This window comes from Streptomyces sp. HM190, from assembly GCF_009857135.1.
GTDB classification, from domain to species: Bacteria; Actinomycetota; Actinomycetes; order Streptomycetales; family Streptomycetaceae; genus Streptomyces; species Streptomyces heilongjiangensis.
In genome coordinates, this window is the sequence record NZ_CP047318.1 from 7,532,469 (window position 1) to 7,556,909 (window position 24,441).

The following is a 24,441-nucleotide window of genomic DNA, read 5'->3' on the forward strand; positions in this document are numbered from 1 at the left end:
CCGCGCGTCGGGCGCGACCGCGCGGACCGCGCCCACCCGTGCGTCCCGCCTCAGCTCCCGCCGATGTCCAGCACGCCCCACTCGGTGCCCGACCGCTCCCGGACGTAGAGGCGGGGCCCGCGCGAGACGACATGGCGCCGGCGCTCCAGCGGGGTGCCGTCCGCGTGTGCCAGCCGGGTGGTGGTCAGGACGTCGACCGTGCTCCCGCCCAGTGCGGCGAGGACCAGGCGGTCGTGGTCCCGACCGTACCCGCCGAGGAACGCGACCCGTTCCCCGTCCACGGCCACGCCCGACGCGCCCCTGACCGTCGTCGTCCGCAGCAGCGGCGGTCGGCCGTCCCGCACCTCCACCAGGGGGAAGGACGTGTACGGACACACCCAGGCCGCGCGACGGTCCACGTTCAGCGCGTAGCAGTCGGCGATCCCGTCACCGCCGGGCGGCGGAACGTACTCCCACAGTCCCTCGCCCGTGGCGCTCCAGCGGCGCGCGCCGGCCGCGCTGAGAGGGTCGCCGAACACGCCCTCGTCGAAGTAGCCGATCCACAGGTCGCCGGACTCGTCGGTCAGCAGGTGCTCGATGGCGTCGCCGACGCGGAACGTCCAGGAGGGGCGTCCCAGCGCGTCGAAGACCTGGACCTGTTCGTCACCCGTCCCGCTGCGCGCGTCGGCGACCACGAAGCCGCCGTCCGGGAGCGCGTCGACCCTGGGGTGCCGGGCCGACACCGGGCCGAGCACGGTCGTGTTCGGGGTGCCGTCGCCGACGGTGACGACCACCGCGTCGTACGGTCCCGGGGTGTCCGCGGGCGTGCGGAGCAGCCAGTGGGCGCGGCCGGAGGCGTCGACCGTGCTGTGGAGAAGACGCAGGTCGTGGTACGCGCGCGGCAGGCGGGCGTACGGGACGAGGCGGTCAGGCGTCATGGGCCCTTGTCGTGGTCATACGGTGATCCTCGCGGCCGCACCGGCCCCGGCGCCAGCGAATTCCGGTGGACACCCCCACCCGGTCCGGGAGCGCTCTCAGGGCGGCCGGGCCGGGGCTATCCTGATCCGCAACCGCTCATGAGGAGTCCCGAAGTGACCGAGGCAGTGTCGCGTCCCACGTTGGAGGCCGTGGCCGCGCGCGCCGGGGTGTCACGGGCCACCGTGTCCCGTGTCGTCAACGGGGGCGACGGCGTCCGCGAACCGCTGGTGGAGCGGGTGCGCAGGGCGGTCGAGGAACTCGGCTACGTCCCCAACCAGGCCGCGCGCAGCCTGGTCACCCGGCGCCACGACGCGGTGGCCGTCGTCATCGCCGAACCGGAGACCAGGGTCTTCGCGGACCCCTTCTTCGCCCTCCAGCTGCGCGGGATCAGCAAGGAACTGACGGCCCACGACTCCCAGCTCGTCCTGCTGCTCACCGAGGGGCCCGAGGACCACGCGCGGGTCGGCCGGTATCTCGCGGGCGGGCACGTCGACGGGGCGCTCGTCTTCTCCCTGCACCTCGACGACCCGCTGCCGGGGCTGATCCGGGGCGCCGGCGTGCCGACCGTGTTCGGCGGGCGGCCCGGCTGGGGCGACGGCCCGCGCGGCGACGGTCCCACCGTCTACGTCGACTGCGACAACCGGGGCGGGGCGCGGGACGCCGTACGGCATCTCGTCGCGCTCGGCCGTACCCGGGTCGCCCACATCACCGGCCCCCTCGACCAGACCTCCGCCGTGGACCGCCTCGACGGCTTCCGCGACGTCATGGTCGACGCCGACCCCCGCCTGATCGTGGAGGGCGACTTCACCCCCGCCGGCGGCGAGCGCGCGATGCGCGTGCTCCTCGACCGCTGCCCCGAGGTGGACGCGGTGTTCGCCGCGAACGACCTCTCGGCCTGCGGTGCCCTGCGGGTCCTGCGTGAGCGGGGGCGGCGGGTGCCGGAGGACGTGGCCGTGATCGGCTTCGACGACATGCTGCCGGTGGCGGAGGGTGCCGATCCGCCGCTGACGACGGTCCGTCAGGACATAGAGGAGATGGGCCGCTTGATGGCCCGACTCCTCCTGCGCGGCCTCGACCGACGCGGCCGGGACGAGGCCGGGAGCACCGCCCCGGGCAAGGCCCTGGGCGGCGCCCCGTCCAGTCTCGTCCTGCCGACGACACTGGTCCGCCGCGCCTCGGCGTGAGCCCACCGGCTCCGGCACCCTTCCGCCGGGCCGCGGTTCGCGTGGGGTCTACGCGCCCACCGTCACCGTGAACCGTCGCGGGTTGCCGTCGTGGGCCGCGCCGGACACGTCCGGCTGTCCGTCGGGTCGTACGTCGTCGTACGGGAACGCGTACCCGATGGGCGAGTTGGCGTGCACCACACGCGACCAGTGGTTGGTCACGGCTCCCCGGTAGTAGTCGCTCGCCGTGGACCCGTTCGGCTGCGTGGGGTGGGTGAGCATGAGCGAGCGGTTGAAGCCGGCGGCGATCCGGGCGAGGAGGGCCTTCCTGGGGTCGGGGTCGCCGGGGTCGTTGGCGAACGGGCCGTGGTTGCAGGTGAAGATGTCCTTCGAGGCGGGCCTGGCGAAGGAGTGGCCCCCGGTGAAGGTGAGCCGGTCGCCGACGACCCGGCCGGTGAGCACACCCCGGCCGCCCTGGAGGTCGATCCGCAGGTCGGTCGAGCGGTACTTCTCCCACACCTGGCTGACGTACGCGTCCCAGTAGGAACGGAACGGCATCTGGTCCGGCCGGTCGAAGTACGGCGCCATCAGGTTCTGCGGGGAGATGACCCGCAGGACTTGGCCGTTGCCGCCCCGGATGACGAGCCGGTCCCACGGCTGGCCGTCCCTCGCCGCCTGGGCCACCAGGTCCGCGGCGATCCGCTCGACGGCGCCGCCCGGCAACGGGGCCACGGTGTGCGTGGCGTCGCCCTCCAGGGTCAGGCCGATGGGGAGGGCCGTCACCAGGTCGACGTAGCTGATGTTGGCGAACAGCTGGGTGGTGTCGAACGTGAACTCGCAGAACGACCACGTCCTGCCGAAGTTGGGGTCGGCGGGGGTGGCGAACGCCGGCTCGACCAGCGCCGGGCCGGGGTTGAGGAAGAAGTCGAGGGTGGCGTCGCGCACGAAGTAGACCCGGGCACCGAACATCTGGGGGAGTGTCAGCACGACGGGCGCGGAGCCCGCGGGGCCGAGCGGGATGGCGCAGTCCACCGGCAGCGGTGTCTGCGGCGCCGAGGGCGAGGCCGGCCGGTAGAGGCTGCCGTCGGCCCGCAGCAGTACCCAGGCGCCGGTCGCCCGTTCGTGCCCGGTGACGTAGGCCCGGACCGTGCCCGGCAACGAGGCGTTGCGCAGGGCCAGTTGGCAGGTGGCGGGCGCGGCGGCGCGGGCGGGAGTGCCGAGAGCGCTCCCAGCCAGGGGTGCGCCGATCGCGGTGGCGGTTCCGGCGAGGAAGGTACGACGAGAGAGCATGGTGGGGCCTCCTGGGAGTGGGGAGTGGAGGCACAGGGGGTGGGGCCCCTGCTGTGGTGTCCCCACTGTTCCCAGGGGAGGGTGAGCCGTCAAGACTGATGACTGAGAGCGCTCTCGGGAATCTCGAACGTTCAGGACCTGACGACTGACGGTTGGCGCGGCGGCTCCTGGCCGACCGGTGGGGTGGCCCGCCCCGTGCCCGGCGCTGAGGTGTTCTCGGCCCTGCGTCATGCTCGGCCCTGCGTCGTGCTCAGCCCAGCGGCAGGCTCAGCCCTGCGGTGGCGTGCTCCTGATCACCGCGAAGCGGGCGCCGTAGGGGTCGGTCAGCTTGGCGGCGCGGCCCACGCCCGCCAGGTCGGTGGCGGGCATCCGGACTCCGCCGCCGCCCTCCTGCGCCCTGCGTACCGCCTCGTCCGTGTCCGTGACCTCGAAGTACGGCAGCCAGTGGGGCCCGGACTCCGCCCCGGTGGGGTCCGCGTCCAGCGGGACGATGCCGCCGAACATGCCCCGCTCCTCCTGACCGGCCGGGTTCACACAGGTGTAGCTGCCGCCCTCGAAGTCCACAGCCGAGGTCTCCCAGCCGAACACCGCGTTGTAGAACCCGGCGGCGGCCGGCAGGTCGGGGGTGTACAGCTCCAGCCAGCACAGAGAACCGGGGGCCGTGACGACGTCGAGGCCCGTGATCCGGCCGGGCTGCCAGATGCCGAAGGGGACGCCCGCCCGGTCGGCGAGGACGGCCATCCGGCCCTCTTCCGCCACATCCGTGGGCGGCATCAGCACCGAGCCGTGCGCCTTCTCGGTCGCCCTGGCCGTGGCGTCCGCGTCCGGTGACTGGAAGTAGACGTTCCACGACGGCGGACCCTGCTCCGGTGGGTTCTGCATACCGGCCGCGGCGGTGCGGCCGTCCAGTTGGAAGAAGCCGTAGCCGCCCGCCTCTGGGCCGGCCGACCGGAAGTCCCAGCCGAAGAGACGGGCGTAGAACGCGCCGGCTCCCTCGATGTCGGGGGTGCCGAGGTCGATCCAGTTCGGGGCGCCGGTGACGAAACGTGTCGTGAGCATCCTGGCCCTCCTCCGAGGCGGTCCGTGAGGGGTCCCACTGCCTTTCTGCCGAGTCTCGCACCGCCCCCCGACAATCGCCGGGCCACCGAGGTCGCCGCTCGGCCGTCGGGGTGGCCGCCGTGGACCTGCCGGCCGCGTTGACGGGCCGGCCGACGCGGGAGCGCGCACCTCGGCTCACCTTCGCGTACCTCCACGCACCTGCGCGCGCCGCCGTGCCCGGGCAGGCCCCGCGGAGGGACCATCGAGGGCCCGGTCCGCCGCGTGTTGATGCGGCGTTGATCGAACGTTTTTCGTCGACCGGCACGATCCTCTCCATGCACATCGACACGATCACCCCGGTCGACATCGCCTGGCAGGAGCGGGCGCTGTGCGCGCAGACGGGTGCCGACTTCTTCTTTCCCGACCCCGGCAGCTCGGTCCGGGAGGCCAAGCGCATCTGCGGCATGTGCGAGATGCGCACCGCCTGCCTCGACTACGCCCTGGCCAACGACGAGCGCTTCGGCGTCTGGGGCGGCCTCTCCGAGAAGGAGAGGCTGCACCTGCGGCGCACCGGACGCGGCTGACGCCGGGTGACGGGTCCGTTCTCCGTCCACCCGGCGTCAGCCGCGCCCCGCGCGGGGGGTCACGCCTTCGCGCGCGCCGCCATCCGGGCCTTGCGGGCCGCGAGCTTCTCGTCGAACTTGCTGGCCTCCGAGTCGAGACCGGCCATGTAGAGGCCCAGTTCCTCCTGGGCCTTCAGGCCGTCGGGGCCGAGGCCGTCGATCTCCAGGACCCGCAGGAAGCGGAGGACGGGCTGGAGGACGTCGTCGTGGTGGATACGGAGGTTGTAGACCTCGCCGATCGCCATCTGTGCGGCGGCCCGCTCGAAGCCGGGCATACCGTGTCCGGGCATCCGGAAGTTGACGACGACGTCGCGCACGGCCTGCATGGTGAGGTCCGGGGCGATCTCGAACGCGGCCTTCAGCAGGTTCCGGTAGAAGACCATGTGCAGGTTCTCGTCGGTGGCGATACGCGCCAGCATGCGGTCGCAGACCGGGTCGCCGGACTGGTGGCCGGTGTTGCGGTGCGAGATGCGGGTGGCCAGCTCCTGGAAGGCGACGTACGCGACGGAGTGCAGCATCGAGTGCCGGTGGTCGTGCTCGAAGCCCTCGCTCATGTGGGCCATGCGGAACTCCTCGAGCTTGTCCGGGTCCACCGCGCGCGAGGCGAGCAGGTAGTCGCGCATCACGATGCCGTGACGGCCCTCCTCGGCGGTCCAGCGGTGCACCCAGGTGCCCCAGGCGCCGTCGCGGCCGAAGAGCGTGGCGATCTCGTGGTGGTAGCTGGGCAGGTTGTCCTCGGTCAGCAGGTTCACCACGAGGGCGATACGGCCGATCTCGGTGACCTTCGACTGCTCCTTCTCCCATGCCTCGCCGTCCTCGAACAGGCCGGGGAAGTTGCGGCCGTCGCTCCACGGCACGTACTCGTGCGGCATCCAGTCCTTCGCGACCTTCAGATGCCGGTTGAGCTCCTTCTCGACGACTTCCTCCAGCGCGTACAGCAGCCGTGCGTCGGTCCAGTCGGAGGACGGGCTGCCGAGAAGGGGAGAAGTGAGCGACACAGAGGCTCCAGGGGGACGACCGGGGGTGAACAGATGTGCGGTCACGCGCGCGTGACTGAACCTACGGCATCGTAGGCTACGAATCCGTAGGTTACGAAGACGTAGGTTAAGTGCGCGGTAAAGATCCCTGATCAGCTACGCGTTGCACGGGGTGGGCGGGGGCGGGCGGGTGTGCCGGACGGCCCCTGGACGCGCAGGTCCAGGGGGCGAAACGGTGACCGGATCACCCGTTCAGACGTACAGCTCCCGCAGGCGCACCGAGAGGCATGTCACACAGCCCTCCAGCTTCTCGAACTCGCTGATGTCGACGAGGACGGGCTCGTAGCCGAGGTCGGCGTACAGCTCCGCCGTCTTGGGCGCGCTCGCCGCCATCAGCAGCTTGTCGCCGCCGAGCAGCACCACGTGCGCCCCGGCCTCCTCGGGCACCGGCAGGAAGCGTCCGAACAGCGACGGCGTGTCCATCTTCGGGATGTGTCCGACGACCGTGCCGTCCGGCAGCGCCGTGACCGCCGACTTCAGGTGCAGCACCTTGCTCACCGGCGCGGACACGACCCGCGCCCCGAGCGGCTCGAACGCCGCCCGCAGCTGCTGCACCCCGGCCGCGTTGGTGCGTCCGCCGCGGCCCACGAAGACGGTGTCGCCGACCTTCAGGACGTCGCCGCCCTCCAGTGTGCCCGGGTCCCACACCCAGTTCACCGAGCAGCCGAGCGCGGCCACGGCCTCCTCGATCCCGGCGGTCTCCGCCCGGCGGGACTCGGCGCCGGGGCGGGCGATCAGCGCCACGTTCTTGTACATGACCACCGTGTCCTCGACGAACACCGAGTCCGGGCAGTCGTCGGCCGGGTCCACCTCGACGGTCTCCCAGCCGTGGGTGCGCAGGGCCTCCCCGTACGCCTCCCACTGCTCGACCGCGAGGTCGACGTCGACCTCCGCGCGTTCGATGTGCGTGACGAGGCCTTCTGCCAGGCGAGGGCTGGGACGGCGGACGAGGGCCTTCTTGCTGGGCACGTGTGGGACTCCGAATCGAACGAGGGTTTTCCGGCGCCCGTGAAGCGACGCCGGTCCGCCATCATGCAGCCCCGCCCCACCGGGACAAAACCCCCGCACCCAGGCTGTTCCCCTCCTGAGATACTCCGCGGTAGCCGGACGGCGCCCGAGGCGGCGGGGCTCTGGCCGCTCGGGCGGGCCCTGGGGTCAGTCGATCGTCGTCAGCTCCTCCGGGGTCGTGGTGCGCAGTCCCTGCTCCTCCAGGAGCAGCCAGCGCGTGATGCCCAGTGACTCCAGGAACGGCAGGTCGTGGCTGGCCACGATCAGGGCTCCCTCGTACGACTCCAGGGCCGTCGTCAGCTGGCGCACACTCGCCATGTCCAGGTTGTTCGTCGGCTCGTCCAGCATCAGCAACTGCGGGGCGGGCTCGGCGAGCATCAGCGCGGCGAGGGCCGCCCGGAAGCGTTCCCCGCCGGAGAGCGTCGCCGCCGGCTGGTCGGCGCGGGAGCCCCGGAACAGGAAGCGGGCCAGTCGGGCCCGTACCCGGTTGTTGGTGGCGCCCGGCGCGTACCGTGCCACGTTCTCGGCGACGGTCAGCCCGTCGTCGAGGACATCGAGCCGCTGCGGCAGGAACCGCAGCGGAACGTGCGCCCGCACCTCGCCGCCCACCGGCTCCAGCTCGCCCGCGATCGTGCGCAGCAGCGTGGTCTTGCCGGCGCCGTTGCGCCCGACCAGCGCGATCCGTTCGGGACCCCGCAGGTCGAGACCGCCGTCGATCCGGGCCCCGTACCGCAGCCGGAGGTCCAGGGCGGTCAGCACGGTACGGCCCGGCGGCACGGCCGTGTACGGCAGGTCGACGCGGATCTCGTCGTCGTCCCGTACGGCCTCCACCGCCTCGTCGAGCCGTTCCCTGGCCTCGGCGAGTTTCTCCTCGTGCATGATGCGGTGCTTGCCGGCGGACTCCTGGGCCGCCCGTTTCCGGGCGCCCATGACGATCTTCGGCTCGCGTTTCTGCTCGAACATCTTCTGGCCGTACCGCTTGCGCCGGGCCAGTTTGACCTGGGCGTCGACCAGTTCGCGCTTCTGCTTCTTCAGATCGGCCTCGGCGACCCGCACCATCCGCTCGGCCGCCTCCTGCTCGGTGCTCAGCGCCTCCTCGTAGACGGAGTAGTTGCCGCCGTACCAGGTGACCTCCCCGGAGCGCAGATCGGCGATCTGGTCGACGAGGTCGAGGAGTTCACGGTCGTGGCTGACCACGATCATGACTCCGGACCACGCCGCGACGGCGTCGTACAGCCGACGGCGGGCGTACAGGTCGAGGTTGTTGGTGGGTTCGTCCAGCAGCAGGACGTCCGGGCGGCGCAGCAGCAGCGCGGCCAGGCGCAGCAGCACCGACTCGCCGCCCGAGATCTCGCCGAGCGTGCGGTCCAGATCGATGTGGCCGAGGCCGAGTTGACCGAGGGTCGCCAGGGCGCGCTCCTCCACGTCCCAGTCGTCGCCGACCGCCGCGAAGTGCTCCTCGGCCACGTCGCCCGCCTCGATGGCGTGCAGCGCGGCGCGGGTTTCGGCGATGCCGAGCGCCTCGTCGACGCGCAGCGCGGTGTCGAGCGTGACGTTCTGCGGGAGGTAGCCGATCTCGCCGGCCACCCGGACCGTGCCGTCGGTCGGGGTCAGTTCCCCGGCGATCAGCTTCAACAGGGTCGACTTGCCGGACCCGTTGACCCCGACCAGTCCGGTCCGGCCGGGGCCGAACGCGATCTGGAGGTCCTCGAAGACGGGCGTGCCGTCGGGCCAGGCGAAGGACAGGGACGTGCAGGTGAGGGAAAGGGGAGTAGACATAAGGGCCTCGCGGTTGCTTGCGGTGGTCGGGGCAACGCGTGCGGACACCGCGAGCGCGACACTACGAGGCGAGGGCGAACCCGCTGGGGCGGGGCCAGGAGAGGCCCGCTGCCGGGGGACGGCTCGTACGCCGAGGTCGCACGCAACGCACACAGCAAGCCGGGATACGGCGAGGGTGTGTGACGCGGTGTCTCAGACCTCAGACGAGCAACGTCCTTCTCCAATCGACGGCAACAGGACCGTTGTCCACGGTAGGAGTGCGCCTTGGGGGTGTCAACGGATTAAATCCGCACCCCGGGCCGGCCGCCCCAGGCCGCCCCCGGCGTGGGCGGGGCGGCGTCGGAGGGCGTGGCCTCAGCAGGCGTCCCGCATCAGCTCGGCCAGGTCGCGGTCCAGGTCGACCTGGTGGTGTTCGAGGCCGAGGGGCACCAGGTCGGTCGTCAGTTCCAGGAAGCGGCGCACCTCACCGGCGAGGACGTGCACCACGGCGGTGCCCTCCGGGGCGTGGAACTCCATGACCAGCCGCTCGTAGCCGTACGGGCGCACGCGGACGTCCCCCTGGCCGACGGCCTCGTCCATCCCGGTCACCAGGAGTTCGCGGGCGAAGGTCCAGCAGACCTCGACACCCTCCAGCGTCGCCGGGGCGGGGAACGTCATCCGGACGGCGAACGGGTCGCTCCGGTCGTAGTGGAGCGTTGCGGGAATGCTCGGCATCCGCGCCGCGGCGGCGACGAGACGGGCCTCGACGGGCTGCTCGATGACGGTGGACAACGCCTTGCTCCCTTGTGACGGCTGGACGGACTCCGGACGGCATGGCCGGGCATGTGAAGAGACGCTGGATCGGGCCGATGCGTGCACACGGGCTTCGAGTGACCTCTGTCACCGAGTCCAATCACCGAGGTGATTCCTTTCTCGTCCCGGCGTCCCGGCATACCCGTGAGGACACCGGGCGTGGCCCCGCGGTTCCTGTCCGAGGCCATCTGGACGGCGCCCGGGGGGTCGGCTAGCTTCGCCCGCCATGAGGGCCATGGGGCAGTGGAGAAGCAGGATACGGACGCGTCGGACGATGACGGCGGGACTGGCCGCGACGGCGCTCGCCGCCGCGCTGGCCGTGCCCGCGCAGGCGCACGGGGAGGGCCGGAGGCCCCACTGGGAACCGAAGAAGACCGGCACCGACGTGCGCTTCCGCGGTCTGGCCGCGGTCAGCCGGAACACCGCCTGGCTGGCCGGCACCGGCGGCACGGTGCTGCGGACGACGGACGGCGGCGAGCACTGGCGCACCGTGTCACCGCCCGGCGCACAGGATCTGCAGTTCCGGGACGTCGAGGCGTTCGACGCACGCCGCGCGGTCGTGCTGGCCATCGGCGAGGGCGAGTCCTCCCGCGTGTACCGCACGGACGACGGCGGCGCCACCTGGACCGAGACCTTCCGCAACACCGACCCGCGCGCCTTCTACGACTGTCTGACCTTCTTCGACCCGCGCCACGGGCTCGCCATGAGCGACCCGGTGGACGGGAAGTTCCGCATCCTGTCCACCGAGGACGGCGGCCGCTCCTGGAACGTGCTGCCGAACGACGGCATGCCCCCGGCCCTGGAGGGCGAGGCGGGCTTCGCGGCGAGCGGGCAGTGCCTGGTCAGCTCGGGCCGGCGCGACGTCTGGCTGGCCACCGGCGGGGCCGCACGCGCGCGTGTGCTGCACTCCGCCGACCGGGGTCTGAGCTGGACGGCCACCGACACCCCCGTCCCGGCGGGCGACCCGGCCCGCGGCGTCTTCGCCCTCGCCTTCCGCGACCGGTCCCACGGCATCGCCGTCGGCGGCGACTACCGCGCGGACCAGCCGTCCCCGACGGCGGCGGCCACCACCGGTGAAGGCGGGCGCTGCTGGACACCCGCCGCGCACCCGCCGCCCGCCTACCGCTCCGGCGTGGCCTGGCTCCCGCACAGCCGCAGGGCCGCCCTCGCCGTCGGCCCCACCGGCACCGATCTCACCACCGACGGCGGCCGTACCTGGCGCACGGTCGACACCGGCTCGTTCGACACCGTCGACTGCACCCCCGACCGCGGCTGCTGGGCCGCGGGGGAGAAGGGCCGCGTCGCCCGGCTGGAGAACTGACGCGACGGAAGGTGAACGGGCGGCGGCCGGGACTGGACGCCGCGCGGCGGGATACCCGGCCGGTGTTCGCGTCACGACGGGAGTGCGCGTCACGAAGGGAGTGATCGGCATGCCACGCGGTTCGAGCCCCAAGCGGGAACGCCAGTACGAGCACATCAAGGAGAGCGCCGAGGACCGCGGGGAGAGCGAGTCGCGCGCCAAGGAGATCGCCGCCCGCACGGTCAACAAGGAACGCGCCCGGTCCGGCGAGTCCAGGACCGCGAGCCGTACGTCCACGCAGGACATGTCGTCCAGCAGGCGCGGCGGGCAGCGCTCCCGCAGCGGGTCCGGGGGACCCACCTACGACCAGCTGTACGAGGAGGCCAGGCGGCGCAACATCCGCGGCCGGTCCGACATGAACAAGAGCCAGCTCAAGCGCGCCCTCGACAAGTAGAGGGCAGCCCCTGGTGCGGCGGGCTCACCGCGGGGATGCGTACGCTCGTCGGACCATGACGACCGTACGCATCCCCGCGGGCTGGCCCGCCACCGACGATCAGGCCCGCGCCGTGCAGGACGAGTTGCGCGGCAAGGTGGTCCTCGACGAGACCGGGCCCCCGCCCGGCACCGGACACGTCACCGGCGTCGACGTCGCGTACGACGACGAGCGGGACGTGGTCGCGGCGGCGGCCGTCGTCCTGGACGCGGCCACCCTCGACGTGGTCGCCGAGGCCACGGCGATCGGGCGGATCTCCTTCCCCTATGTCCCCGGGCTGCTGGCCTTCCGCGAGATCCCGACCGTCCTCGCGGCCCTCGACGCGCTGCCGTGCGACCCCGGACTCGTCGTCTGCGACGGCTACGGCCTCGCCCACCCGCGCCGCTTCGGCCTCGCCAGCCACCTCGGCGTCCTCACCGGACTCCCCACGATCGGCGTCGCCAAGAACCCCTTCACCTTCACCTACGACGAGCCGGACACCCCGCGCGGCAGCGCCGCACCGCTCCACGCCGCCACCGCGTCGGGCACCGAGGAAGTGGGCCGCGCGCTGCGCACCCGCGCCGGGGTCAAACCCGTGTTCGTCTCGGTCGGCCACCGTGTGAGCCTCGACAACGCCTGCGCCCACACCCTCGCCCTGACCCCGGCCTACCGTGTCCCGGAGTCCACCCGGCGCGCCGACGCGCTCTGCCGCCGGGCCCTGCGCGAGGCGGCCGGCTGAACCCTCGGGGACGCGCACGTGAGTACGTCCGGGGCTCGCACCTGAGTACGCGTACGGATACCGGCGTGTCGTCATGATCGGCAGGCTGGACCGCATGACGACGCACCGCGCCCCGAAGCCCGCCGCCAGCCCCAGCAGGCCCGTCGAGCGGGCCGTCACGGCCGGACTGCTGCTCGCCCTGATCGCCGGGCTCGCCTGGACCGGCGGGATGGTCTACACGCTGACGGGATGGGCCCAGTAGGCCCGGGGCCAGGGCGACGGGGGCCAGGGCGACGGGGGCGGTGGCCCCCTGGCCGCCACAGGGCGTCACCCGGAGCCCGCGTCACCGGGAGGCGGCCACCCGGAAGGTGATGCCCGCCGCGCGCAGCCGGTCGATCAGCGCGTCGCCCATGGCGACCGCCGTCGTGACCTGGCCCGCGGTGGGGGGAAGCTCGTCGAAGGCGAGGCACAGCGCCGACTCGGCGAACATCTTCGCCGTCTCCCCGTAGCCGGGGTCACCGCCCGCGACCTCGGTGAACACCCGCCGGCCGCCCCCCTCGCCCACGAACCGCACCGAGAACCAGCTCCTGGCCCGCCTCTCGGCGCTCGGCCCCTCACCCGGCTTGTGGAGGTTGCCCAACCAGCGCCGGGCGGGCGGCACCTGCGCGGCGGCGGCTACCGCGCCCACGAACGCGACCCCGCCCATCGCGAACGGCAGGGTCCGCACGGCCGCGTAGTGGCGGTAGCGGAAGTCCGGTCCGTAGCGCCGCAGGGCGCGCGCCGAACGCTGCACCACCCGCGCGTCGATGGTCGGCAGCGGCAGCGCCCACGCGCCGACCTCCTTGGCGAAGCGGGGCGCGCTCACCGGCGCGTACGCCCGCCGCCCCACCGTCCGCGGCTCGTGCCGCCTGCGGTCCCGCGCGGCGGCCAACGTCTGCCGGGCCCGCGAGAAACACGTCAGCGCGGAGTGGAACGTACCGCCCGAGAACATCCCCGACGCCCGTACGAAGCCGTCGACGGTGATCGGTACGTCCTCCGGGAGCTGCCGCACCGTGAAGTACGCCCCCAGGTCGTGCGGGACCGAGTCGAAGCCCGCCGCGTGCACGATCCGCGCGCCCGTCTCCCGCGCGCGTGCGTCGTGCCGGACGAACATCAGATCGACGAACTCGGGCTCACCGGTGAGGTCCAGATAGTCGGTGCCCTCGTCGGCGCACGCGGCCACCAGCTCCTCGCCGTACGTGATGTACGGGCCGACCGTCGTGGCCACCACGCGCGCCTGCCGGGCGAGTTCCCGCAGGGACGCCGGATCGGACACGTCCGCCCGGAGCACGCCGATCCCCGCACCGCCGGGGAGCCGCTCCCGCAGTGCCGCCAACTTCTCTGCGCTGCGCCCGGCCACCGCCCAGCGCAGCCCCTCGGGCGCGTGCCGGGCGAGATACTCCGCGGTGAGTTCGCCGGCGAAGCCCGTCGCCCCGAAGAGCACGATGTCGTACGCCCGTTCCGCCCTGCTGTGCGTGCTCATGGAACCCCTCAGCCCTCGCCCCCGCGCCGTTGTCGGTGGGTGAGGCTAGCGTGAGGGACGAGCAGCCGAACGCGCGGGATCCGGAGGAGGTCGTGACCGTGCCCAGGAACGCCCGGAAACGGCGGGAGAAGGTCCGCGAGTTCGCCCTCGCCGTGCCCGGCGCGGCCGAGGAGTTCCCGTGGGGCGGGAGCCTCGCCGAGGCCGACAGGATCGCCCTGGCGCGCCTCATAGCGGAGCGGGGGACCGGCTGAGTCCGGCCGACGCGTGCCGCGACATCCGGCACGCACTCGGGCACCATGGCTAAGCGTTCGCTCACCTGGGCCTTGCGCGCGGTGGAACGCGTTCTTAACATCACTGGTGTTACATCATCGGTGTCACAGAGCGGGGAGCTCTCGATGGCAGTGGCGAAGACGCCCGGGCACGGCCCGCTCGCCGGTGTGCGCGTGGTCGAACTCGCGGGCATCGGCCCCGGGCCGTTCGCCGCCATGCTCCTCGGCGACCTCGGTGCCGACGTCGTCCGTGTCGACCGGCCCGGCGGCGCCGGCCTCGCCGTCAACCCCCTGTACGACGTCACCAACCGCAACAAGCGGTCCGTGATCGTCGACCTCAAGTCCGACGACGGCCCGGACACCGTCCTCGCCCTCGCCGAGCGGGCCGACATCCTGATCGAGGGCTACCGCCCCGGAGTCGCCGAGCGCCTCGGCGTCGGCCCCGGGACCTGCCACGCCCGCAACCCGGCCCTCGTCTACGGCCGGATGACCGGCTGGGGCCAGCAGGGCCCTCTCGCCCAGCGCGCCGGCCACGACATCGCCTACATCGCCCTGACCGGCACCCTCGGCATGATCGGCGCCCCGGACACCCCGCCCGTCGCCCCCGCGAACCTCCTCGGCGACTACGCGGGCGGCTCGCTCTACCTCGTCGTCGGTGTCCTCGCCGCCCTGCACCACGCCCGCGCCACCGGCGCCGGCCAGGTCGTGGACGCGGCCATCGTCGACGGCACCGCGCACCTCTCCGCCATGATCCACGGCATGCTCGCCGCCGGCGGCTGGCAGGACCGCCGCGCCGCCAACCTCCTCGACGGCGGCTGCCCCTTCTACGGCACCTACGAGACCGCCGACGGCCGCTACATGGCCGTGGGCGCGCTGGAGCAGCAGTTCTACGACGAGTTCGTCGACCTCCTCGGCATCAAGGACCGGGCCCCCGCCCGCAAGGACGTCACCGCCTGGGGCGCCCTGCGGGAGACGGTCGAGGCCCGCTTCAGGACCCGTACGCGCGACGAGTGGACGGCCGTCTTCGAGGGGTCCGACGCCTGCGTGGCGCCCGTGCTGTCGCTGCGCGAGGCCCCGGACCATCCGCATCTCGCGGCCCGCGGCACCTTCACCGACTTCGGCGGCATCACCCAGCCCGCCCCCGCGCCCCGCTTCTCCACCACCCACACCTCGGTCCGCGGCGGCCCCGCCCAACCGGGCGCCGACACGACGGACGTCGCCCGCGACTGGGGCATACCCGGCCTCCTCGACGCCCGTACCCCGGCCGCCGCCACGGACGTTCCCCCCGGGGAAGCCGTCCCGGACGGCGGGAAGGGCGTCTGAAGCCCGGTCACCGTGCCCCCGACCCCCGGCCCTCCACCGCCACCCGAAAGGCCAGACCCGTGACCACCGAAGCGTACGTGTACGACGCGATCCGCACCCCGCGCGGACGCGGCAAGGCGAACGGCGCCCTGCACGGCACCAAGCCCATCGACCTCGTCGTCGGACTGATTCACGAGGTCCGGCGCCGGTGTCCCGGCCTCGACCCGGCCGCCGTCGACGACATCGTGCTCGGTGTCGTCGGCCCCGTGGGCGACCAGGGCTCCGACATCGCCCGTATCGCCGCGATCGCCGCCGGACTGCCCGACACCGTGGCCGGAGTGCAGGAGAACCGCTTCTGTGCCTCGGGTCTGGAAGCCGTCAACATGGCCGCCGCCAAGGTCCGTGCCGGCTGGGAGGACCTGGTGCTCGCCGGCGGTGTCGAGTCGATGTCACGGGTGCCGATGGCCTCGGACGGCGGCGCCTGGTTCAACGACCCGATGACCAACCTGGCCGTCAACTTCGTGCCGCAGGGCATCGGCGCCGACCTCATCGCCACCATCGAGGGCTTCTCCCGCCGGGACGTCGACGAGTACGCCGCGCTGTCCCAGGAACGGGCCGCCGCGGCCTGGAAGGACGGCCGGTTCGACGCCTCCGTCGTCCCCGTCAGGGACCGCGCCGGACTCGTCGTCCTCGACCACGACGAGCACCTGCGGCCGGGCACCACCGCCGACTCGCTCGCCAAGCTGAAGCCGTCGTTCGCCGACATCGGCGAGCTGGGCGGCTTCGACGCGGTGGCGCTGCAGAAGTACCACTGGGTCGAGGAGATCGACCACGTCCACCACGCGGGCAACTCCTCCGGCATCGTCGACGGCGCGGCGCTCGTCGCCATCGGCTCCCGCGAGATCGGCGACCGCTACGGCCTGCGCCCGCGCGCCCGGATCGTCTCCGCCGCCGTCTCCGGGTCCGAGCCCACCATCATGCTCACCGGGCCCGCGCCCGCCACCCGCAAGGCCCTCGCCAGGGCCGGACTGACCATCGACGACATCGACCTCGTCGAGATCAACGAGGCGTTCGCGGCCGTCGTCCTGCGTTTCGTGAAGGACATGGGCCTCTCCCTGGACAAGGTCAACGTCAACGGCGGCGCCATCGCCCTCGGCCACCCGCTCGGCGCCACCGGCGCGATGATCCTCGGCACCCTCGTCGACGAGCTGGAGCGCCAGGACAAGCGGTACGGGCTGGCCACGCTGTGCGTGGGCGGCGGCATGGGCATCGCGACGATCGTCGAACGCGTCTGACACCCGGCGGAACCCCACGACTTCTACGGAGAGCCCCCTCATGACCGAGAGCACCACCATCCGCTGGGAACAGGACCGCTCGGGCCTCGTCACCCTGGTCCTCGACGACCCCCACCAGTCCGCGAACACCATGAACCAGGCGTTCCGCGACTCCCTCGCCGTGATCACCGACCGGCTGGAGGCCGAGAAGGACTCCGTCCGCGGTGTCATCATCACCTCCGCCAAGAAGACCTTCTTCGCCGGCGGTGATCTGCGCGACCTCATCCGGGTCACCCCCGACACCGCCCAGCAGCTGTTCGACGGCGGCCTGGAGATCAAGCGCCATCTGCGCCGCATCGAGACCCTCGGCAAGCCCGTCGTCGCCGCGATCAACGGCGCCGCCCTCGGCGGCGGCTTCGAACTGGCCCTCGCCTGCCACCACCGCGTCGCCCTCGACGCCCCCGGCTCCAAGATCGGCTGCCCCGAGGTCACCCTCGGTCTGCTGCCCGGAGGCGGCGGCGTCGTCCGCACGGTACGGCTCCTCGGCATCACCGACGCACTGCTGAAGGTCCTGCTGCAGGGCACCCAGTACAGCCCGCGGCGCGCCCTGGACAACGGCCTCGTGCACGAGGTGGCCGCCACGCACGACGAGCTGATGGCCAAGGCCCGCGCCTTCATCGACGCCCACCCCGAGTCCCGGCAGCCCTGGGACGAGCCGGGCTACCGCATCCCCGGAGGCACGCCCTCCAACCCCAAGTTCGCGGCGAACCTGCCCGCCTTCCCCGCCACCCTGCGCAAGCAGACGGCCGGCGCCCCCTACCCGGCGCCGCGCGGCATCCTCGCCGCCGCCGTCGAGGGCGCCCAGGTCGACTTCGAGACCGCCCAGGTCATCGAGGCCCGCTACTTCGTGGAGCTGGCCGCCGGCCAGACCTCGAAGAACATGATCCAGGCGTTCTTCTTCGACCTCCAGGCCGTCAACTCCGGCGCCAACCGCCCCAAGGGCGTCGAACCCCGCCAGGTCCGCAAGGTGGCCGTCCTCGGCGCCGGGATGATGGGCGCCGGCATCGCGTACTCCTGCGCCCGCGCCGGCATCGACGTCGTCCTGAAGGACGTGTCCGCGGAAGCCGCCGCGAAGGGCAAGGGCTACTCGGAGAAGCTCTGCGCGAAGGCCGTCGCCAAGGGCCGAACGACGCAGGACAAGGCCGACGCCCTGCTCGCCCGGATCACCCCCACCGCCGACCCGGCCGACCTGGCCGGCTGCGACGCCGTCATCGAGGCCGTCTTCGAGGACACCGCCCTCAAGCACAAGGTGTTCCAGGAGGTCGAGAGCGTCGTCGCCCCGGACGCGCTGCTGTGCTCCAACACCTCCACCCTCCCCATCACCACCCTCGCCGAAGGCGTGGAGCGCCAGTCCGACTTCATCGGCCTGCACTTCTTCTCGCCCGTCGACAAGATGCCGCTCGTCGAGATCATCAAGGGGGAGCGGACCGGCGACGAGGCACTGGCCCGCGCCTTCGACCTGGTCCGCCAGATCAACAAGACCCCGATCGTCGTCAACGACTCGCGGGGCTTCTTCACCTCCCGCGTCATCGGCCACTTCATCAACGAGGGTGTCGCGATGGTCGGCGAGGGCATCGAGCCCGCGTCGGTGGAGCAGGCGGCGGCCCAGGCGGGCTACCCCGCGAAGGTCCTCTCCCTGATGGACGAGCTGACCCTGACCCTGCCCCGCAAGATCCGCGCGGAGACCCGCCGGGCCGTCGAGGAGGCGGGCGGCACCTGGGAGGAGCACCCCGCCGAGGCGGTCATCGACCGTATGGTCGACGAGTTCGGCCGCACCGGCCGCAGCGGCGGCGCCGGCTTCTACGACTACGGTCCCGACGGCCGCCGCACCAGGCTCTGGCCGGGCCTGCGCGAGCACTTCACCCGGCCGGGCCACCGGATCCCCTTCGAGGACATGCAGGAACGCATGCTGTTCTCCGAGGCCCTGGACACCGTCCGCCTCCTGGAGGAGGGCGTCCTCACCTCCGTCGCCGACGCCAACATCGGCTCGATCTTCGGCATCGGCTTCCCCGGCTGGACCGGCGGCGTCCTGCAGTACATCAACGGCTACGCGGGCGGCCTGCCGGGCTTCGTGGCCCGGGCGAGGGAGCTGGCCGACCGCTACGGAGCGCGTTTCACGCCGCCGGCGCTGCTGGTGGAGAAGGCGGAGCGGGGAGAGAGGTTCGCCGACGCGTGACCGTGCCGGGGGCGCGGGGTGCGCCGGCGGCCACAGGCCCGTCGTGGCCGGCCGCGCGGTTCCCCGCGCCCCCGGGAAGGGGCCGGGGCAGCGCCCCGTGCCTCTCCTGGCCCGACGGTGGACCGCGGACGCGCGCTACGCCCCCGCCCCCTCACCCCTCCTTCAGCCACTCCCGCAGCTCGTCCCTCAGGGAGCGCTGGAAGGTCGTCAGCAGGGCCTGGACGACCAGGGGCTGCATATGGGCCGAGAGGGACTTCACCGCCCGCGGGTCCCGCTCGGCCACCGCGTCGCGGAAGAGACCGGACAACTCGTGGGCGGCCGCCCGGGCGTGTTCGATCAGGACGTTCCGCGCGGCGAGGACCGACTCCTGGGACAGGGGCACGTCGAGGAGTTCCGCACCGAGCCGCAGCAGGCCGGGGTCCACCCGGAACCCGTCGCCGTCCCGTTCGACCAGGCCCATCGCCGTGAGCCGCTCCACGTCGTCCTCGTCGAGGGGCCGCCCGGCCCGCGGCCCCAGCTCCTCCCGCGTGACCGTCTCCACCGCGTCCGGCGCCCAGGAGGCCACGACGGCCCGCTGCAGGGCGAGGTCGCGCGGCGACAGATCCGGTGGCAACTGCCGCAGATACCGCTCGATGGCGGCCAGGGTCATGCCCTGCCGCTGGAGTTCCTCGATCAGCGCGAGCCGGGCCAGATGGCCGCGCCCGTACCGGCCGACCCGACGCGGTCCGATCACCGGCGGCGGCAGCAGACCCTTCGTGCTGTAGAAGCGGACCGTGCGCACCGTGACGCCGGCCCGCGCCGCCAGCTCGTCCACGGTCAAGGACACTTCCTCGGTGCCCTCGGCCGCGTCGGCGCCGTCCCCGGTCTCGGTCGTCATGCACAGCAGTATCGCTGTCCCACCAGCGCTGTGAAAACCTTCAACGGCTGCCCGGGGGCCGTTGTCCGTGGCGGCCCGTACGGTGGGGCCATGTCGGGGATCACGTACGTCAGGGGGGACGCCACCGTGCCGCGGGGCAGCGGCGTCAAGATCATCGCTCATGTCTGCAACGACCTCGGCGGCTGGGGCAAGGGCTTCGTCCTCGCCGTGTCCCGCCGCTGGCCGGAACCGGAGGCGGCCTACCGCGCCTGGCACCGCGGCCGCGCGCACAACGACTTCGGGCTCGGCGCGGCGCAGTTCGTCCAGGTCGCCCCGTACACCTGGGTGGCCAACCTGATCGGCCAGCGCGGCATCCGTACGGGCAGCAAGGGCGTCCCCGTCCGCTACGAGGCCATCGACGCGGCCCTCGCCCTGCTCGCCGACAAGGCCCTGGAGCTCGGGGCGTCCGTCCACATGCCGCGCATCGGCTGCGGTCTCGCCGGAGGCACGTGGTCACGGGTGGAGCCCCTGATCACCGAGCGGCTCGTGCGGCGGGGTACAGCGGTGACGGTGTACGACCAGGGGGACTGACGGCGCCCGCCGGTCTGCCGGGCGCCGATGCGGCGGCCGGCGTGGTGAACCGTCGTCGATTATCGGTCAACTCTGGCGCAGACGTGCGACGCGTCGTGCGTGTGAACGGGTAGGCCACCGGTATGAGCCTTCTTCCCGTGGACATCGGTCCGTTGAACCCCCCGGTTCCGGAACTCGCCGTCGCGGCAGTGCTGTTCGCGCTGGTACTCCTCTTCTGCGCGTGGCTGACGCCCCGGGTGCGGCGCGTGCGGGCGGAGCGGGCAGCGGCCCCCCACGGAGTGGAGGCCCGGGACGAGGCGGTACGACGGCAGGCGGAGACCGAGCGGCTCCGGGCGGCCGCGCCCCTGGCCGAGGCCCGCCACGACGCCGCCCGCGTCCGCCTGCGGGCCCTGGAGGAGGACGCGGCCCCGGTCGCCGAGGTGCGGGCGGAAGCCCGCCGCGAGTACGCGACGATCGTCACCCGGGGCCAGACCCGTATCGCCACCGACCGCGCGCGTGCCGAGGCCGAACTCCGTGTCCAGGTCTCGGAACTGGCCTCGAACCTGGCGAGCAGGATCCTCGGCGAACAGGTCGAGGCGAAGGCCGAACCGCGTCTCTGACCGCCGAACCGCGTCTCTGACCGCCGGCCCGCGCGGGTGACCGCCGAGCCGTGTCCGTGCGCGCCGAGCCGTGCCCGTGCCCGTCGGCCGGCAGCGGATGCCCGCCGAACCGCGAGGGTGCTCCAGAACCGCGAGGGCGCTCCCGAACTGCGAGGGTGGCCCCGAACCGCCCGGATGACCGCCGATAGCCCTGCCCCGGCGACCGCACCGCTCCCGTGCCCACCGTCGCGCCTCCGCCCGCCGACATGAGTCATCTCCCCGGACGCTCCTATCCGGCCAAGACCGTGGCCGATCTCCCGCGCGCCCCAATGGGCGCTCTTTTGAACAGGAGTTGACAGCAGTACCGTCCGGCGCATGCCGATATCTGCGCGACGCACCCCCCTGCCGACCTGGAGATCTCTCGCCACGGTCGCCACGTCCGCGGCCCTGATGGCCACCTTCGTCACCCCGGCGGTCGCCGACGGCGCGACGCCCCGGAAGAGCCGGCCCGTCTACGCGTACGACAAGGCCATCCGTGAGGCCGTCTGGGTGGACACCGGACTCGACGGCGACCGCGACGGGAGGAACGACCGCGTCGCCGTCGACATCGTCCGCCCGAGTGAACCCGCCCAGCGGGGCCGCAAGATCCCCGTGATCATGGACGCCAGCCCGTACTACTCGTGCTGCGGACGCGGCAACGAGAGCCAGCGCAAGACGTACGACGCCGACGGCAACGTCGTCCAGATGCCGCTGTTCTACGACAACTACTTCGTGCCCCGCGGCTACGCCTTCGTCGCCGTCGACCTCGCCGGAACCAACCGCTCCGACGGCTGCGTGGACGTCGGCGGCCGCTCCGACATCCAGTCCGCCAAGGCGGTCGTCGACTGGCTCAACGGACGCGGTACGGCGTACACCACCCGCACGGGCTCCACGAGGGCCAAGGCCGGCTGGACCAACGGCAGAACCGGCATGATCGGAAAGAGCTACGACGGCACCATCGCCAACGGCGTCGCCGCCACCGGCGTCGAGGGCCTGGAGACCATCGTCCCGATCGGCGCCATCTCCTCCTGGTACGACTACTACTTCGCCAAGGGCGCCCCCCTCTACGACTCCGGTCCCGACTGGCTGTCCGACGCCATCGAGAGCCCCGGGGCCCGCGCCAGGTGCGCCCACGTCCAGAAGGCGCTCGTGGACGGCGCCCCGCGCACCGGCGACTGGACGCGACTGTGGACCGAGCGCGACTACGTCAAGGACGTCCGCAAGATCGACGCCAGCGTCTTCGTCATCCACGGCCAGCAGGACCTCAACGTCCGCCCCAAGCACTTCGGCCAGTGGTGGGACGCCCTCGCGAAGCACGGCGTCGAGCGCAAGATCTGGCTCTCCCGGACCGGCCACGTCGACCCCTTCGACTTCCGGCGCGCCACCTGGGTCGACACCCTGCACCGATGGTTCGACCACGAACTCCTCGGCTACGACAACGGCATCGACGACGAGCCCATGGCCGACATCGAACGCCGCCCCGAGCAATGGGTGCGCACGAAGGTCTGGCCGCCGCGTACGTCGGAGTCCGCCACGCTCCGTCCCGCCGAGGGCGCCCGGCCCGGCGTCGGCACCCTCGGTCTGCGCAAGCGGTCCGGCACCGAGACCTTCACCGACGACCCCACCCTGAACGAGACCGACTGGGCGGCGCGCGTCGGCCGGTCCACCCCCGACAAGGCGGGCTTCGTCACCGCCCCCCTCACCCGGGACCTGCGGCTGTCGGGTTCCGCCAAGGTGACCGTCACCGCCACGCCCACCACCTCCACCGCCCACCTCTCGGCGATCCTCGTGGACCTCGGGCCGGACACCATCCGCGACTACTCCAGCGACGGCGAGGGCATCACCACCCTCACCGACCGCAGCTGCTGGGGCCCGAGCACCACCGGTGACAGCTCCTGCTACCTGAACACCCGGGCGAAGACCGCCGCCGTCGACTACACGATCTTCAGCCGCGGCTGGGCCGACCTCGGCAACCACTCCTCCGGCACCGGCGCCCCGCTCACCCCCGGCACCCCGTACACCCTCACCCTCGACCTGCACGCGAGCGACCACGTCGTCCCGGCCGGCCACCGGCTCGCCCTGATCGTCGCCGGCACCGACAAGGGCCTCATCGACCCGCCGTCGACGACCCCCACCCTGACCCTCGACCTCAGGCGCACCTACGCCGAGGTGCCGCTGGTCGGCGGAACCACCGCCTTCAGGAACGCGACCTCGGGCGCCACCCCCGCCCCGAAGGGCTCCGTCCTCGACGGCGTCGGCGACCCGAGCGGGGCCGACCGCCTCCCCGGTGACGGTGCATGAGAGCCCGGATCGCCGCGCTGATCGCCACCGCGCTCGCCGCGCCCCTGCTGTCGGCGCCCGCGTACGCTGCGGACACCGCGCCCCTGCCGCGCACCGGATTCGAGGAGTCGGGCGGAGCCCGGTGGACGAGCCAGCCGGAGGAGGAGGAGTTCCTCGCCGCCGTGGACCGGGCGAGCCGCCGCGTTTCGGTCACCCGGATCGGCACCACCGCCCGGGACCGCCCGCTCCACCTCGTCCGGATCGGCACCCGCCCCACCGCGCGGACGGTGCTCCTCGTGTGCAGCCAGCACGGCGACGAGCCCTCCGGCCGTGAGGCGTGCCTCAGTACCGTCAGGGACCTCGCCCGGCCCGGGGACCGGCGGACCGAGCGGTTGCTGAGAAGCACCACGGTGCTTGTCGTACCCACGGCCAATCCCGACGGCAGGGCGGCCGGCACCCGCGGCAACGGCGACGGCGTCGACATCAACCGCGACCATCTGGCCCTGCGCACCGCCGAGGCCAGGGCGCTCGCGCGGGTCGTGCGCGATCGCGAACCGGACATCGTGTACGACCTGCACGAGTACGGTGCCGCACCCCCGTACTACGACAAGGACCTGTTCGACCTCTGGCCGCGCAACCTCAACACGGACGCGGCCGTCCACACCGAGGCGCGCACCCTGTCCCTGGACCACGTACGGCCGGCGGCACGGGCGGCGGGCCACTCGACCGGCACGTACGGCATCTGGACCGACCCGGTCACCGGCGAACCGATCCGGCAGGTCGCGGGCGACGGCCAGGAGCGCATCCTGCGGAACATGTCCGGCGTCAAGCACGCCGTCGGCCTGCTCATCGAGAGCCGTGTCGAGGCGTCGGCGCCGGACACGCCGGAGCCGGTCAACCACCGGCGCCGCGTGGACTCCCAGCGCGCGGCCCTCCAGGGTCTGTTCGGGTTCGCGACGGAGCGGGGCCGCCAGGTCGGCGCGGCGACCCGCGCGGCCCGTCTCGCCGGGCTGCGCGACACGGGGCCGGTCTATCTCGGCGGCGCCGACAACGACCCCGCCGACCCCGCCGAGGTGCTCCGGGACCCGCCCTGCGGCTATCGGCTCACCACGGAGCAGTACGCGGAGGTCGGCGACGAGCCGGCCCTGCACGGCGTCCGCGGGCTGACCCGCGACGACGGTGTGCTCGTTCCGTTGCGCCAGCAACTGCGCGCGCTCGTTCCGCTGCTGCTGGACGAGCGGGCGCCGTACCACCTGACGGTGGGAGAACCCGACACCACCTGTTGAAGAAGAAAGGGCCGGGGTCACATGTGGGTGG

General features: G+C 72.8%; 23 protein-coding genes. 14 read left to right on the plus strand and 9 right to left on the minus strand.

Features of this window, described 5'->3' with window-relative positions; translation table 11 throughout:
- Positions 1-50 precede the first annotated feature (50 nt).
- The gene (locus GSY65_RS32245; RefSeq protein WP_159775176.1) at positions 51-917 is read right to left on the minus strand and encodes a hypothetical protein; all 867 of its coding nucleotides are present in this window, start codon (positions 915-917) and stop codon (positions 51-53) included.
- Positions 918-1,070: 153 nt separating this feature from the next.
- On the opposite strand from GSY65_RS32245, the gene GSY65_RS32250 reads away from it, so the two are divergent.
- The gene (locus GSY65_RS32250; protein WP_159775178.1) at positions 1,071-2,141 is read left to right on the plus strand and encodes a LacI family DNA-binding transcriptional regulator; all 1,071 of its coding nucleotides are present in this window, start codon (positions 1,071-1,073) and stop codon (positions 2,139-2,141) included.
- 48 nt (positions 2,142-2,189) lie between these two features.
- Here GSY65_RS32250 and GSY65_RS32255 read toward each other — a convergent pair whose 3' ends face one another.
- Together GSY65_RS32255 and GSY65_RS32260 are read right to left on the minus strand one after the other, a co-directional pair.
- Positions 2,190-3,410, minus strand: coding sequence for a glycoside hydrolase family 64 protein (locus GSY65_RS32255; protein WP_159775180.1), 1,221 nt, complete (start codon positions 3,408-3,410; stop codon positions 2,190-2,192).
- 267 nt (positions 3,411-3,677) lie between these two features.
- Positions 3,678-4,469, minus strand: coding sequence for a VOC family protein (locus tag GSY65_RS32260; RefSeq protein WP_159775182.1), 792 nt, complete (start codon positions 4,467-4,469; stop codon positions 3,678-3,680).
- Positions 4,470-4,783: 314 nt separating this feature from the next.
- Between GSY65_RS32260 and GSY65_RS32265 the strand changes: the two genes are divergently transcribed.
- Positions 4,784-5,032 carry a WhiB family transcriptional regulator gene (locus tag GSY65_RS32265; protein ID WP_201452741.1) on the plus strand — a complete coding sequence of 83 codons (249 nt, stop codon included), beginning with the start codon at positions 4,784-4,786 and terminating at the stop codon, positions 5,030-5,032.
- A 59-nt stretch (positions 5,033-5,091) separates the two neighbouring features.
- Here GSY65_RS32265 and GSY65_RS32270 read toward each other — a convergent pair whose 3' ends face one another.
- The 4 genes from GSY65_RS32270 to GSY65_RS32285 all read right to left on the minus strand — a co-directional run bounded on the left by GSY65_RS32270 (position 5,092) and on the right by GSY65_RS32285 (position 9,666).
- Positions 5,092-6,069, minus strand: a complete 978-nt coding sequence (locus GSY65_RS32270) for an acyl-ACP desaturase (RefSeq protein WP_159775186.1) — start codon at positions 6,067-6,069, stop codon at positions 5,092-5,094.
- Positions 6,070-6,300: 231 nt separating this feature from the next.
- Positions 6,301-7,077, minus strand: coding sequence for a dimethylargininase (ddaH, locus tag GSY65_RS32275; RefSeq protein WP_159775188.1), 777 nt, complete (start codon positions 7,075-7,077; stop codon positions 6,301-6,303).
- A 186-nt stretch (positions 7,078-7,263) separates the two neighbouring features.
- Positions 7,264-8,895, minus strand: coding sequence for an ABC-F family ATP-binding cassette domain-containing protein (locus tag GSY65_RS32280; protein WP_159775190.1), 1,632 nt, complete (start codon positions 8,893-8,895; stop codon positions 7,264-7,266).
- A gap of 354 nt (positions 8,896-9,249) precedes the next feature.
- The gene (locus GSY65_RS32285) at positions 9,250-9,666 is read right to left on the minus strand and encodes an SsgA family sporulation/cell division regulator (protein WP_159775192.1); all 417 of its coding nucleotides are present in this window, start codon (positions 9,664-9,666) and stop codon (positions 9,250-9,252) included.
- 295 nt (positions 9,667-9,961) lie between these two features.
- Between GSY65_RS32285 and GSY65_RS32290 the strand changes: the two genes are divergently transcribed.
- From GSY65_RS32290 to mmpA, 4 genes are all read left to right on the plus strand, one after another.
- Positions 9,962-11,008, plus strand: a complete 1,047-nt coding sequence (locus tag GSY65_RS32290) for a WD40/YVTN/BNR-like repeat-containing protein (RefSeq protein WP_159775193.1) — start codon at positions 9,962-9,964, stop codon at positions 11,006-11,008.
- A 109-nt stretch (positions 11,009-11,117) separates the two neighbouring features.
- Complete coding sequence (locus GSY65_RS32295; RefSeq protein ID WP_159775195.1) at positions 11,118-11,441, plus strand: plasmid stabilization protein; 324 nt, start codon at positions 11,118-11,120, stop codon at positions 11,439-11,441.
- A 55-nt stretch (positions 11,442-11,496) separates the two neighbouring features.
- Positions 11,497-12,198, plus strand: coding sequence for an endonuclease V (locus tag GSY65_RS32300; protein ID WP_159775197.1), 702 nt, complete (start codon positions 11,497-11,499; stop codon positions 12,196-12,198).
- 94 nt (positions 12,199-12,292) lie between these two features.
- A complete protein-coding gene (gene mmpA, locus GSY65_RS33445) occupies positions 12,293-12,439 on the plus strand; it encodes a morphogenic membrane protein MmpA (protein WP_201452876.1) in 147 nt (48 codons plus the stop codon).
- An 81-nt stretch (positions 12,440-12,520) separates the two neighbouring features.
- On the opposite strand, the gene GSY65_RS32305 is transcribed toward mmpA, so the two are convergent.
- Positions 12,521-13,699, minus strand: coding sequence for a saccharopine dehydrogenase family protein (locus tag GSY65_RS32305; protein ID WP_159775199.1), 1,179 nt, complete (start codon positions 13,697-13,699; stop codon positions 12,521-12,523).
- 50 nt (positions 13,700-13,749) lie between these two features.
- On the opposite strand from GSY65_RS32305, the gene GSY65_RS32310 reads away from it, so the two are divergent.
- From GSY65_RS32310 to GSY65_RS32325, 4 genes are all read left to right on the plus strand, one after another.
- Positions 13,750-13,950, plus strand: coding sequence for a hypothetical protein (locus tag GSY65_RS32310; protein WP_201452742.1), 201 nt, complete (start codon positions 13,750-13,752; stop codon positions 13,948-13,950).
- Between the two features lie 144 nt (positions 13,951-14,094).
- Positions 14,095-15,291, plus strand: a complete 1,197-nt coding sequence (locus GSY65_RS32315; protein ID WP_159775201.1) for a CaiB/BaiF CoA transferase family protein — start codon at positions 14,095-14,097, stop codon at positions 15,289-15,291.
- A 59-nt stretch (positions 15,292-15,350) separates the two neighbouring features.
- Positions 15,351-16,565, plus strand: coding sequence for an acetyl-CoA C-acetyltransferase (locus tag GSY65_RS32320; protein ID WP_159775203.1), 1,215 nt, complete (start codon positions 15,351-15,353; stop codon positions 16,563-16,565).
- Between the two features lie 40 nt (positions 16,566-16,605).
- On the plus strand, positions 16,606-18,780 hold the full coding sequence (locus tag GSY65_RS32325) for a 3-hydroxyacyl-CoA dehydrogenase NAD-binding domain-containing protein (protein ID WP_159775205.1): 2,175 nt from the start codon (positions 16,606-16,608) through the stop codon (positions 18,778-18,780).
- A 151-nt stretch (positions 18,781-18,931) separates the two neighbouring features.
- Here GSY65_RS32325 and GSY65_RS32330 read toward each other — a convergent pair whose 3' ends face one another.
- Positions 18,932-19,657, minus strand: a complete 726-nt coding sequence (locus GSY65_RS32330; protein ID WP_159775207.1) for a MerR family transcriptional regulator — start codon at positions 19,655-19,657, stop codon at positions 18,932-18,934.
- Positions 19,658-19,747: 90 nt separating this feature from the next.
- Between GSY65_RS32330 and GSY65_RS32335 the strand changes: the two genes are divergently transcribed.
- The 4 genes from GSY65_RS32335 (at position 19,748) to GSY65_RS32350 (ending at position 24,410) form a co-directional block, all read left to right on the plus strand.
- On the plus strand, positions 19,748-20,227 hold the full coding sequence (locus GSY65_RS32335) for an Appr-1-p processing protein (protein ID WP_159775209.1): 480 nt from the start codon (positions 19,748-19,750) through the stop codon (positions 20,225-20,227).
- A gap of 122 nt (positions 20,228-20,349) precedes the next feature.
- Entirely contained in the window at positions 20,350-20,826 is a 477-nt protein-coding gene (locus tag GSY65_RS32340) for a F0F1 ATP synthase subunit B family protein (protein WP_159775211.1), read from the plus strand.
- A gap of 354 nt (positions 20,827-21,180) precedes the next feature.
- Complete coding sequence (locus GSY65_RS32345; protein WP_159775213.1) at positions 21,181-23,145, plus strand: Xaa-Pro dipeptidyl-peptidase; 1,965 nt, start codon at positions 21,181-21,183, stop codon at positions 23,143-23,145.
- A complete protein-coding gene (locus tag GSY65_RS32350; protein WP_159775215.1) occupies positions 23,142-24,410 on the plus strand; it encodes a M14 family metallopeptidase in 1,269 nt (422 codons plus the stop codon). The genes GSY65_RS32345 and GSY65_RS32350 overlap by 4 nt, the downstream gene beginning before the upstream one ends.
- The last annotated feature ends 31 nt before the right edge of the window (positions 24,411-24,441 follow it).

Coding starts and splice junctions, on each gene's coding strand:
- GSY65_RS32340 (WP_159775211.1), top strand. CDS start 20,350: ATGAGCCTTCTTCCCGTGGACATCGGTCCGTTGAACCCCCCGGTTCCG.
- GSY65_RS32265 (WP_201452741.1), top strand. CDS start 4,784: ATGCACATCGACACGATCACCCCGGTCGACATCGCCTGGCAGGAGCGG.
- GSY65_RS32295 (WP_159775195.1), top strand. CDS start 11,118: ATGCCACGCGGTTCGAGCCCCAAGCGGGAACGCCAGTACGAGCACATC.
- GSY65_RS32345 (WP_159775213.1), top strand. CDS start 21,181: ATGCCGATATCTGCGCGACGCACCCCCCTGCCGACCTGGAGATCTCTC.
- GSY65_RS32290 (WP_159775193.1), top strand. CDS start 9,962: ATGACGGCGGGACTGGCCGCGACGGCGCTCGCCGCCGCGCTGGCCGTG.
- GSY65_RS32315 (WP_159775201.1), top strand. CDS start 14,095: ATGGCAGTGGCGAAGACGCCCGGGCACGGCCCGCTCGCCGGTGTGCGC.
- mmpA (WP_201452876.1), top strand. CDS start 12,293: ATGACGACGCACCGCGCCCCGAAGCCCGCCGCCAGCCCCAGCAGGCCC.
- GSY65_RS32325 (WP_159775205.1), top strand. CDS start 16,606: ATGACCGAGAGCACCACCATCCGCTGGGAACAGGACCGCTCGGGCCTC.
- GSY65_RS32280 (WP_159775190.1), bottom strand. CDS start 8,895: ATGTCTACTCCCCTTTCCCTCACCTGCACGTCCCTGTCCTTCGCCTGG.
- GSY65_RS32305 (WP_159775199.1), bottom strand. CDS start 13,699: ATGAGCACGCACAGCAGGGCGGAACGGGCGTACGACATCGTGCTCTTC.
- GSY65_RS32335 (WP_159775209.1), top strand. CDS start 19,748: ATGTCGGGGATCACGTACGTCAGGGGGGACGCCACCGTGCCGCGGGGC.
- GSY65_RS32300 (WP_159775197.1), top strand. CDS start 11,497: ATGACGACCGTACGCATCCCCGCGGGCTGGCCCGCCACCGACGATCAG.
- GSY65_RS32350 (WP_159775215.1), top strand. CDS start 23,142: ATGAGAGCCCGGATCGCCGCGCTGATCGCCACCGCGCTCGCCGCGCCC.
- GSY65_RS32330 (WP_159775207.1), bottom strand. CDS start 19,657: ATGACGACCGAGACCGGGGACGGCGCCGACGCGGCCGAGGGCACCGAG.
- GSY65_RS32245 (WP_159775176.1), bottom strand. CDS start 917: ATGACGCCTGACCGCCTCGTCCCGTACGCCCGCCTGCCGCGCGCGTAC.
- GSY65_RS32260 (WP_159775182.1), bottom strand. CDS start 4,469: ATGCTCACGACACGTTTCGTCACCGGCGCCCCGAACTGGATCGACCTC.
- GSY65_RS32255 (WP_159775180.1), bottom strand. CDS start 3,410: ATGCTCTCTCGTCGTACCTTCCTCGCCGGAACCGCCACCGCGATCGGC.